10 protein-coding genes and 1 pseudogene are annotated in these 7,306 nt (G+C 59.8%); 6 read left to right on the plus strand and 5 right to left on the minus strand.

Translation table 11 applies throughout. The features are described from left to right. A partial coding sequence (locus C0V97_RS16910) for a Hint domain-containing protein (RefSeq protein ID WP_233582244.1) occupies window positions 1-1,514 on the plus strand: 1,514 nt, incomplete at its 5' end. 31 nt (window positions 1,515-1,545) lie between these two features. On the opposite strand, the gene C0V97_RS16915 is transcribed toward C0V97_RS16910, so the two are convergent. The 5 genes and pseudogenes from C0V97_RS16915 to C0V97_RS16930 all read right to left on the minus strand — a co-directional run bounded on the left by C0V97_RS16915 (window position 1,546) and on the right by C0V97_RS16930 (window position 3,802). After that, window positions 1,546-2,541: a site-specific integrase gene (locus C0V97_RS16915; RefSeq protein WP_127103676.1), complete on the minus strand. Its 996-nt coding sequence runs from the start codon at window positions 2,539-2,541 to the stop codon at window positions 1,546-1,548. Between the two features lie 29 nt (window positions 2,542-2,570). After that, window positions 2,571-2,717: pseudogene (locus tag C0V97_RS18970) on the minus strand (helix-turn-helix domain-containing protein); the annotation flags it as partial. Next, window positions 2,714-2,890, minus strand: coding sequence for a hypothetical protein (locus C0V97_RS18445; protein WP_158625463.1), 177 nt, complete (start codon window positions 2,888-2,890; stop codon window positions 2,714-2,716). The gene C0V97_RS18445 and the pseudogene C0V97_RS18970, both read right to left, overlap by 4 nt. Continuing rightward, window positions 2,887-3,192 (minus strand): hypothetical protein, encoded by a 306-nt coding sequence (locus C0V97_RS16925; protein WP_127103678.1) that lies wholly within the window; start codon window positions 3,190-3,192, stop codon window positions 2,887-2,889. Before C0V97_RS16925 ends, C0V97_RS18445 begins: the two co-directional genes overlap by 4 nt. An 85-nt stretch (window positions 3,193-3,277) precedes the next feature. Further along, the gene (locus C0V97_RS16930) at window positions 3,278-3,802 is read right to left on the minus strand and encodes a helix-turn-helix domain-containing protein (protein ID WP_127103679.1); all 525 of its coding nucleotides are present in this window, start codon (window positions 3,800-3,802) and stop codon (window positions 3,278-3,280) included. Between the two features lie 241 nt (window positions 3,803-4,043). Here C0V97_RS16930 and C0V97_RS16940 point away from each other — a divergent pair, with 241 nt between their 5' ends. Genes C0V97_RS16940 through C0V97_RS16960 form a run of 5 tightly spaced genes read left to right on the plus strand, consistent with a single transcriptional unit; the run spans window position 4,044 to window position 7,128 of the window. Next, window positions 4,044-4,514, plus strand: coding sequence for a hypothetical protein (locus C0V97_RS16940; RefSeq protein WP_127103681.1), 471 nt, complete (start codon window positions 4,044-4,046; stop codon window positions 4,512-4,514). Then, window positions 4,511-5,104: a hypothetical protein gene (locus C0V97_RS16945; RefSeq protein ID WP_127103682.1), complete on the plus strand. Its 594-nt coding sequence runs from the start codon at window positions 4,511-4,513 to the stop codon at window positions 5,102-5,104. Before C0V97_RS16940 ends, C0V97_RS16945 begins: the two co-directional genes overlap by 4 nt. Then, complete coding sequence (locus C0V97_RS16950; protein ID WP_127103683.1) at window positions 5,104-5,298, plus strand: hypothetical protein; 195 nt, start codon at window positions 5,104-5,106, stop codon at window positions 5,296-5,298. Before C0V97_RS16945 ends, C0V97_RS16950 begins: the two co-directional genes overlap by 1 nt. Then, window positions 5,291-6,823, plus strand: a complete 1,533-nt coding sequence (locus tag C0V97_RS16955; RefSeq protein ID WP_127103684.1) for a DnaB-like helicase C-terminal domain-containing protein — start codon at window positions 5,291-5,293, stop codon at window positions 6,821-6,823. The genes C0V97_RS16950 and C0V97_RS16955 overlap by 8 nt, the downstream gene beginning before the upstream one ends. Continuing rightward, window positions 6,820-7,128 (plus strand): hypothetical protein, encoded by a 309-nt coding sequence (locus C0V97_RS16960; RefSeq protein WP_233582245.1) that lies wholly within the window; start codon window positions 6,820-6,822, stop codon window positions 7,126-7,128. The genes C0V97_RS16955 and C0V97_RS16960 overlap by 4 nt, the downstream gene beginning before the upstream one ends. The last annotated feature ends 178 nt before the right edge of the window (window positions 7,129-7,306 follow it).

A 7,306-nucleotide genomic window follows, 5' to 3' on the forward strand; every position in this document is an offset into this window, starting at 1 on the left:
AAGGGACCTATGACCCGACAGCGCACGCTACCATGCCCAGCGTAACTGCACCGTCAGGCTACCTGCCCGACACACTGAACGATGTGTACATTTATGTGCTGAATGCTGACGGGACAGTTTCTGCCAGTAACGATAATGCGGCGATCGGTCCGCTTACGGCGTCGTATGACGGCAAAACGTGGAAATACATTGACGCCAACGGACAAGTGGTTGTGAGTGCGCAGAACACCACGACCGGCGTATACCAGACCGAAAATGGGTTCATTTCCTATAGTCCGAGCGGGGGCTATATCCTTGTTAGTAACGACAAGGTCGGAGATCCGTCCCAAGTGCGGTGGTCGAACCAGAATGGCGCAGTTCCTGGAACAATGCCGTTTCCGTCTTTCGGGGGGAGCAGCACATCACTTCGACTGGAGAATCTTGCTGGGAATGAGAGCGCTTCCTACGAGCGTATTGCGGGTGGTGTGACGTCGCCTGGGCCATATGACCCTAACACACATGCTAACATGCCCTGCTTCTTGGCTGGCTCAATGATTCTGACGGAGAAGGGGTATCGTGCGGTAGAGACGCTATGCGTTGAGGACAGGATAGGAGTTTTCAATGGGAGCACGTTAGAGTGGCATCCGATTAAAGCTCTTTCTGTCGGGTTTTGTCGGGTGTCCAGTAATGAATTTCCTGACATGGCAGGATATCCTGTAGTGATCAGAAAGGATGCGTTAGGTGACAACCAGCCTTTTGCGGATCTCTGGGTGACAGGGGATCATGCGATCCAGCTTGACGGCAAAATAGTGATGGCCAGAAGCCTTGTGGATGGCAAGAAGATATCATTTGATATGTCGATAATAAGCTATAAGTACTATCATATAGACCTACACGATCATCACGTGATCGATGCCAATGGACTGCCGGTAGAAAGCTTGGTCAGTAAATCGGCTTGCAGTGTTTTCAGAAATATGATCGTCACGCACAACGAATTCTTTCCATATATGGGTCCGGCGCGGCAAATGGCTCTCTGTACTGAGCCAAAGGAGATCATGGGGATACGCAATAGATATGGGTTAGACACGTCATCGACGACGCACACCGAGTTTGCTCCCCTCGCGTTCGAGGTTTTCACCTCAGATGGTCAGCAGCTTATGAAACGCAGTACAAATGGCCGCACGACATCTTTCAAGGTCCCATCTCATATTGACACTCTGAAGCTTGTTTCACGCGTGGCACGGCCATACGACATGATTGGTGTTCATATCGAAGATCGGCGTAAACTCGGCTTATTGGTTGGTAATATTACTATGTATGAGGCGTCTTCCTCATCGAGTCAGACAAGCCATCTTGAGAATGAATATGTGCATGGGTGGTCATCGTATGAGACCGATATGTGTCGATGGACGGTGGGTGAAGCTTATCTCAAGCTCCACCGCACCGAGCCAATGAGAGAGGCAGTGATTGCAATCGAGGTGTTGGATGACTGCGAACGCCTCGTGGAACTCAGACGCGAACACTCTCTACATTGAATTGCGCGCGTCTTATCTGACCCAGGCGCGCTCATCTAATCCGACGTGACAACCAGGCGGCGTAGATCTCGGTGGTTTTGACCGAGCTGTGACCGAGTTGCTGGGACACATCATAGATCGAGGCGCCTTGTTGCAGGGCACGGATGGCGTAGGTGTGTCTCAGGTCGTGGCAGCGGAAGTGGCGGGCTTTGTGCGGTATGGCGCTGGCCAGAAGCACGCGGAAGCGGCCTGGGACGTTGGTGTAGCGCTGCCCTGACGGGTTGCGGAAGACGTAGCCGCTCGCGTTTTCCGGGCGGCTGCGTTGCAACTCTCTGGTCAGCCTAGGCGAGAGTCTGACCACGCGGGGCGATCTCGTCTTCGTTCTGGCAAAGGTCACGGTGGGGCAGGGGGCTTTGAGGTCCAGCTGCTCCCATGAAAGCGAGGCGGCCTCTTCTTGCCGGCAGCCGGTCCGGGCCAGAAAGCGAATCATGTCGCGCATGCCGGGTGGGGCGCGGCGCGTCAGGCGCGCTAGGTCGCGCAAGGCCACGGGCCGAATGGGTTCGCGGCGCTCCTTGATCTCCTCCATCTCGTCCGGCACCGGGTTGGCGGCAATCCAGCCAGCGCGACGCGCCACACGCATGATGCGGCCCATCACCATCAGGTCGCGGCGTATGGTGGCACCGGAGGTCTTGGTGCGTCGTCTTGCCGCCACGAACTCATGCACGTCGCGGGAGGTAATTAGGCTGATATTCCGCCCCGCGAAATAGGGGTGGAGCTGCCGCAGGCTCGTGCGGTATCGCGTCTGGGTGCTGGGGCGCAGATCGGCAAATTGCAGCTCCTCCCACCGCACCACGGCGTCTTCCCAGTTCTTGACCTCAGGAGGCTTTATGCCGGCGCGTTGGTCTTCCGCCTTTTCGAGCAGCTCTTTGAGCCGCTGCCGGGCTGTACGCCGATCAGTCGTGCGTAGCGATCGGCGGATGTCGCGCCCTTTGATCTGGATCCGAGCGTAATAGGTGCCGTTTGCGGCCTGGTAGAGATTGCTGGACACGACGGCCTGCTGGCCTCCTGATCGAGATAGTCGTCAATCGCTGACGTCGTTATGCGCCAGACAGAACCGATCTTGGCGGCGCGCAGAGCGCCCGTGGCGCAAAGCTTCTGAATGAGGCGCGGCGACACGCGCAGCTCGGTCGCCACCTCAGCCGCCGTCTTGCGTATGTGGGTCATGAGTCCTCATCAAAGTCGGAAGTCTTCAGGGCATCGAGCGTCCGAAGTTGCGTTTCAAGATCGCGGCAGCGCAGCCAGATACGGGCGGAACTCACGATCTGATGCAGGAGAAACAGGATCAGGCATGCTGTGATCGGATTTCGCGCGATCGCGCTCCAGAGCATTTTGGTCATGACCGTCCCAGACGCCCGTGACGGGCCAGTAGGGCTAGAACGGGATTGGCATTAGGGGCGTCAGGAATGATGCTGCGCCCTTGGGCGGCACGTTCCATCTGCTCGGCCTCGTGGCGCTTGTCGGCCGCAGCGTTTCGCCACAGGCGTTCGGCTGCGTTGCGCCCGGCAAAGCCTGCCTGCTCGGCCAGGCTATCCATATAGGATGCCATGGCCCTCTTGGCCTTGATGGTATCGCGCCCGGTGAGCGGTGGTGTGGTTGGTCTGTCGGGGAGAAAAACGGTTTGAACCGGCGATGCTGACATCGGCTTGCGCTCCATCGTGGACGAACGACGAAACTATTACCGGCGGTAATTATAGTGGGCAAGAATTTTCTTACCGGCGGTAAGATTAATTTTTAAGGGCGGAGATCATCTTAAGGAGGATATCTTGCTGTTCTGGAGGGAGGTCGCGAGCCTGTATAAGAATCTCACGCTCCTTTTCGGTCTGAGCTTTCACTTCTTCTTCGGGCTCGTCTCCGGTCAAAAGCCAGCCAATCGATCTGCCCAAAGCTTCTAAAAGCGCTGGAACGCGCTCCCTCCTAGGCGAAGAACGCCCAGTCTCGTATTGGGCGATCGCGTTTTCCGTAACGCCGATCATGCCGCCAAGTTGAGCTTGGGTAAAGCCCAAATGTTCGCGTTGTGTTCTTATCCTGAGTCCCATCGCTATTGCGGCTGGTGTCGGGGGATTCTTCCTGGATTTCGCACTGCTCATATCCAATTTGATGGCAGATTCCTGACGAGGGCCCACCTTAATTGTCTTGCTTACCATACTTACCGCCGGTAATGTATTGATATGCGTGATCCTATCCTTTCGGACATTCTCAGTCGCAAAGGCGCTGTTAAGCAAATGGCAGCGGCCTGCAAAATTTCTCATGCGGCAGTTTCGCAATGGGAAAGAGTGCCGAAACGACACCTTCACGCCGTGTCGCGTGAGGTGGGCATTCCACCCGAAACACTTCGGCCTGATCTCTTCAATTCTGTCGCACAAAGGAATGCAGCATGAGAATCCATCATGCTCTGCAGGCTATTGGCTGCATGTCGCGCCGTCATCCGAAGGGTGTCCGGGCAAGGTCGCCTTATTCCTCGCCGGGTTCCTTCGGATCGAGGGCCCAGCCATGACCACGCACGCAATCAAGACGGCCACGCAGGCTGTCATTCGCGCTGTGGGCGGTGTCGATGCGGCGGCGAGTTTCGTCCGCGTCGGGCGGTCGCAGCTTTCAGACTACCAAAACCGCCATTCGCAGTCGGTCGTGCCGGTCGATGTTGCCATCGAGATGGATCGCTGCGCGCAGGAACCGGTTATTCTGGCCGCCATGGCGCTGGCTGAGGGGTATATCCTCACGCCGCTCAAGGTGGGCGAGGGCGATCTCGCTACCGATATCGAGAAGGTATCGCACAGCTTTAATGAAACGATCGCCACGACGCTTCGCGTGCTGGCGGATGGTGTTGTCGAGACGCATGAAGTCACGGCCATGCGGGCCACGCTTTCGAGCCTGCACCGTGCCGTAGGGCATGCCCTGCATAACCTGCGTGCTACGGAAAAGGCGTTGGAAGAACCCGTTGCAGCACTGCGGGGTGTGTCATGAGCGCCGCTCTTGTCTCCGCCCGTAGCATCGGCTTGCGCGGCAAATCGGCCAGTTCGAGCGAGCAGGCTCAGGCCAATGCCGTGTTCAACAGGCTGTGCCGAACCCGTATTGCACGGGTCGCCCTCGCCGGGCTGATCGGTCGCCAGCCTGGCACGGTGGTCAAATGGCATCATGTGCCGTCGAACCATGTGCGTCCTTTCCTGCGAGCCTATGAAAGCGGCAGGCTGGAGCGGGCAATCAGGGCGATGTCACCTGTCGTGACATCCGCCGAATGCCGCCAGGCACGCGATATCGTGCGCAAGATACGCGCCCGGCATGGCGGCAAGAGAGTTCTGGGTGAGGCGCTCAAGGTCGCGCCTGACAGCGTGAAGTCCTGGAATGAAATCCCGCTGCGTCATGTGCGTGCCGTACTCGCTTGTTTCGGGGCCGATCGCGGCTTGGCTGAGAGCGATGCGCCGCCGGTCAAACCCTCGGCCAGCACCGCGCATGTCACAGGCGTCTGGCATCGTAAGTGCCTTTATTGCGGCGCGGCCTTCTCGGTGAACTCGCCATTCATCCGCCGCTGTGAAACGCATAGGGGGCAAGGCTGATGGCTCGTCCTGCGCTCGATCGCACCCGCCTCGCGCCTGCCGTGCAGGGCTATCACCGCAGGGGCTTCCCGGCGCGGTTGATTGCTACGCGCCTCGGCATTTCCGAACGCAGTACGCGCGGCCTGCTCAAGGCGCTGGGCCTGACCGCACCACGCCCCCAAAGCCGACAGATCATGGAGATACGTCATGGGTGACGTTCAACCGCTCGGGTATCTGGCTTCGGTCAATGAGCCTGAAAACATGCAGGCAGAGGCGGCCCTACTGGGCGCCATCCTGACAAATGGACGCCGTGCGCTGCCCATGGTCGAGGAATATCTGCGTCCCGAGCATTTCTACGAGCCGCTCAATGGCGTGATTTACGCTGCCGCGCTCCGCATGCACATGGCAGGTGTCGATCCGAACGTGATCCTGATCCGTAACCAGATCGGTGATTCCGAAGTGCTCATGGGGCGCGACGTAGCGGGATATCTCGGTCAGATCATGATGGCGACGGTCGGCATTCTCAATGCTGGCGATTACGGGCGCGCCATCTTCGACGCTTGGACGCGCCGCCAGCTGCGTAGCCATTGCATCGATGTCGCCCGGCTTTGCCTGACCCCTGGTGGCCAGACGGGCGAGGATCTCGTCGAGCAGATGGAAGCCGGGCTGCTCGAGATCGCCCAGAACATGCGCGAGAGCCTGCCGAACGTGACGATCTTCGAAGCGATCCGCGAGGCGATTGCCTGCGGGCAGGAGAACCTGCTGCGCGGCTCGGCACTGGCCGGGCTGTCATGGGGCTATCCCGCCATGGACCGGATGACGGGCGGCCTGCTGGGCGAAGGGCTGTATGTGATCGGTGCCCGCCCGGCCATGGGCAAGACCGCTCTTGCTCTGGGTGTGGCCATGCGCGTTGCGGCAAATGGTGAGCGCGTGTTGTTCTGGTCCGGTGAGATGGCGGCGCGTCAGATCGGCGCGCGTGCCGGGGCCGCCTATGCCGGGCTTTCCACGCTCTCGGTCTTTGCAGGGCGGCGGTACGATATCCCCGAAGATATCGGGACGGGGCTGCGTGTCCCGCTCGAGGGGTGGCAGTGGCAGGATCTCCAGGCGGGAGAAAAAGCCGCCGAGGCCGTGCCGCTCGAGCTGGATGTGCGCTCCGGCCTGACCGTGGCCGGGCTGCGGTCGCGTGCGCGTCGGATGAGGCGCAGCAAGCGCGGGCTCGGTCTTATCGTGCTCGATTATGTCGGACTCATGCATGGCAGCGACGCCGCGCGGCGTCGCGGGCGCTATGAGGAAATGACCGAGATCAGCGCGGGGCTCAAATCCCTCGCCAAGGAACTCGGCATTCCCATCATCGCACTGGCCCAGCTCAACCGCGAGGTGGAGAAGCGCGAGGACAAGCGCCCGACCGAGGCCGATCTGCGCGATAGTGGCGGGCTGGAACAGGACGCCGATCTTGTCGCGTTTCTCTACCGCGATCACTACTACCTCCGGAAAGAGGCCAGCGGCGACGGGCTCCAGAAGCGCGACAAGGAAACGAACGAGCAGTTCGCCAATCGCTGCTCGGAGTTTCAGTTTCGCCTGCAGGAGTCGGTCGGCAAGGCGCAGATCCTGATCCGCAAGAACCGCCATGGCGGGACCGGGTCGGTGCGCCTGCGCTTCGATGACGACAGCACCTGGTTTCGCGACGAGACCGAAGACCCGCGCAGCCCGGCATGGGTTTGTCAGGGTGGGGCATCATGAAGCGCCCCGCCGCGCAACGCAGCACGCTGCGCCGCCGCTATGGCGTGCATGCGCGCTCTGTCATGGCCGATCCGCGCTGGTCGGTGCTGCCGCTCGCCGCGCGCGGCATGTGGCTGCATCTGACCGATATTGCCGATGTGATGCCCGAGCTGCGCGCCCCGGTGCGCGGCCAGGCCGTCACAGTGCCGGATCTCGCGCGCCTGCTTGCAGCAGAGCCGAATGAGGTCATCCGCGCCATTTCGCATCTGGTCAATCGAGACATTATCGAGCCCGTGTCAGACGGGTATCGCCTGAAAGCCTATTGATATGGCACGCAAAAAGCCTCTCGAAAAAATCTCCGACATGGCAGATCAGGACCTGCGCCTGCGCGCCCTCGGGTTCTTTGCTGTCGGCATCTGGCATGCGCTCATGCGGCTTGTTCTGGAGCATGGTCATGATGGTCGCCTCGCGTTCGGCCGGGGGCGCATGCCATCGCTTTCGGAW

The organism is Asaia sp. W19 (genome assembly GCF_003994335.1).
Taxonomy (GTDB): domain Bacteria; phylum Pseudomonadota; class Alphaproteobacteria; order Acetobacterales; family Acetobacteraceae; genus Asaia.

What these genes read in the sequence shown, in the direction of transcription:
- C0V97_RS16950 (WP_127103683.1), top strand. Translation starts at nt 5,104, where the DNA reads ATGGCTCGTCCTGCGCTCGATCGCACCCGCCTCGCGCCTGCCGTGCAG.
- C0V97_RS18445 (WP_158625463.1), bottom strand. Translation starts at nt 2,890, where the DNA reads ATGACCAAAATGCTCTGGAGCGCGATCGCGCGAAATCCGATCACAGCA.
- C0V97_RS16930 (WP_127103679.1), bottom strand. Translation starts at nt 3,802, where the DNA reads ATGAGAAATTTTGCAGGCCGCTGCCATTTGCTTAACAGCGCCTTTGCG.
- C0V97_RS16960 (WP_233582245.1), top strand. Translation starts at nt 6,820, where the DNA reads ATGAAGCGCCCCGCCGCGCAACGCAGCACGCTGCGCCGCCGCTATGGC.
- C0V97_RS16945 (WP_127103682.1), top strand. Translation starts at nt 4,511, where the DNA reads ATGAGCGCCGCTCTTGTCTCCGCCCGTAGCATCGGCTTGCGCGGCAAA.
- C0V97_RS16925 (WP_127103678.1), bottom strand. Translation starts at nt 3,192, where the DNA reads ATGTCAGCATCGCCGGTTCAAACCGTTTTTCTCCCCGACAGACCAACC.
- C0V97_RS16955 (WP_127103684.1), top strand. Translation starts at nt 5,291, where the DNA reads ATGGGTGACGTTCAACCGCTCGGGTATCTGGCTTCGGTCAATGAGCCT.
- C0V97_RS16940 (WP_127103681.1), top strand. Translation starts at nt 4,044, where the DNA reads ATGACCACGCACGCAATCAAGACGGCCACGCAGGCTGTCATTCGCGCT.